Annotated in this window: 2 protein-coding genes; both read left to right on the top strand. The window is 67.4% G+C overall.

Annotated features, from left to right (window positions below; genetic code table 11):
• Positions 1-170: 170 nt before the first annotated feature.
• Entirely contained in the window at positions 171-1,268 is a 1,098-nt protein-coding gene (locus ETQ85_RS25835) for a uroporphyrinogen-III C-methyltransferase (RefSeq protein WP_148581844.1), read from the top strand.
• Positions 1,269-1,276: 8 nt separating this feature from the next.
• The coding region (locus tag ETQ85_RS25830) for a heme biosynthesis HemY N-terminal domain-containing protein (protein WP_281283136.1) at positions 1,277-1,819 on the top strand (543 nt) is incomplete at its 3' end.

The following is a 1,819-nucleotide window of genomic DNA, read 5'->3' as shown; positions in this document are numbered from 1 at the left end:
GGCCCCGGTGCCGGTCTTCGTGCCCCATCCGCGCATTGCGGCGGCGGCGCGGGACGGCGGCTTTGCCACGGTGATTGCCACCGGCCCCGGCGATCAAGGCCTCATCGACGGCCTGATCGGCCACTTCTCCGCCCGCAACCACAACGCCTATCCGGGTTAAACTGGTACTCATGAGCAGCGAACTTCCCAGCCTTCCGCCCCTCGATTCTTCTTCGCCGACCACCGCGGCGCCCTCCGCCTGGCGTCGGCCGTCCGCCATCATCGCCGCCGTTGCGGTGGTTCTGCTGGGTTGGCAGTGGGTCGAGACCCGCAGCCGCCTCGGCGACCTCCAGGACGAACTGGCCCGGCGCCTGTCCGACAGCGACACGGTCGGCAAGGAAGCCCGCGCCCTCGCCAAACAGGCCCAGGAAAACCTGCAGGACCTGCAGGGCAAGGTCGGGGCGCTGGAAGCCCGCCTCGCCGAGTCGCAGAGCCAGCAGGTGGCGCTGGAGTCCATGTACCAGGAGTTCTCGCGCACCCGCGACGACCGGGTGCTGGCCGAAGTCGAACAGGCCGTGACCATTTCCGCCCAGCAACTGCAACTGGCCGGCAATGTGCAGACCGCACTGTTTGCGCTGCAGACCGCCGATGCGCGGCTCGGCAGCCTTGACCGTCCGCACTGGCTGCCGCTGCGCAAGGCCATTGCCGGCGACATCGAAACCCTCAAGTCGCTGCCCCAGGTGGATTCGGCCGGTGTGGCGCTCAAGCTGGAAACCCTGATCGGGCGAATCGACACGCTGCCGCTGGCTTTCGAAGCCAAGCCCAAGGGCGAGGCGCGCAAGTCCGACAAGAGCGAGCCCTCCTTTCTGAAGAGCCTGTGGCTGGATTTCTGGAGTGAATTCAGCCAGCTGGTGCGCATCGAGCGCATGGATCGCCCCGACCCGGCCCTGCTGGCGCCGAGCAACGCGGTTTTCCTGCGCGAGAACCTCAAGCTGCGCCTGATGAATGCGCGTCTGGCGCTGCTGTCCCGCGATGGCAACACCTTCCGCGAGGATGTGCGCATCTCGGCCCAGTGGCTCGAGCGCTATTTCGATGTGAAGAACGCTGCGGTTGGCGCGGCGAAGGACGATCTCGTCGAGCTGCAAAAGACGCCGGTCGGTGTTGATCTGCCGACCCTGCAGGCCAGTCAGACGGCGTTGCATGGTTTGCAGGCGGTGCATGAGCGCCGGGCCGATCTGGCTCAGCCCGCGGTGGTGGACAAGTCCGCCAAGCCGGCCAAGAAGAACTGAGGCCGGCCATGCGCGCTTTGCTGTGGTTGATCGGGCTCTTCGCCCTGGCTGCCGGTCTGGCGGTTGCCGGCCGTTACAACGAAGGTTACGCCCTGCTGGTGTGGCCGCCGTACCGTATCCAGATTTCCCTCAATCTGCTGATTCTGCTGGCGGTAGGCGGTTTTGGGGCGGTCTATGCCTTGTCGCGCCTGGTTTCGCGGACCCTGGCCTTGCCCCGCGCGGTGCAGCATTTCCGCCAGAGGAAGAGTCGCGAGCGGGCCTCGCAGGCCCTCTACGACGCGGCCCGCCTGCGCATCGAAGGACGCTTCGGCCAGGCCCTCAAGCAGGCCGCGGTGGCCTACGAGGCCAATGAGTCGCCGGGCCTCGCCGCGTTGCTGGCCGCCCGTTCGGCGCATTCCCTGCGGGATGACGAACGTTACCGGTTCTGGCTCGAGAAGGCCGCGGCCCACGATTCCGAGGCGCGTGTCGCACGTCTGATGACCGAGGCCGAGCTGGCTGTCGAGGGACGCCGTTTCGACGAGGCCGCCGAGCGCATCGCCGACCTGCAGGCC

This window comes from Zoogloea oleivorans (assembly GCF_008107625.1).
GTDB classification, from domain to species: domain Bacteria; phylum Pseudomonadota; class Gammaproteobacteria; order Burkholderiales; family Rhodocyclaceae; genus Zoogloea; species Zoogloea oleivorans.
This window is presented reverse-complemented; position numbering and strand designations above follow the sequence as displayed.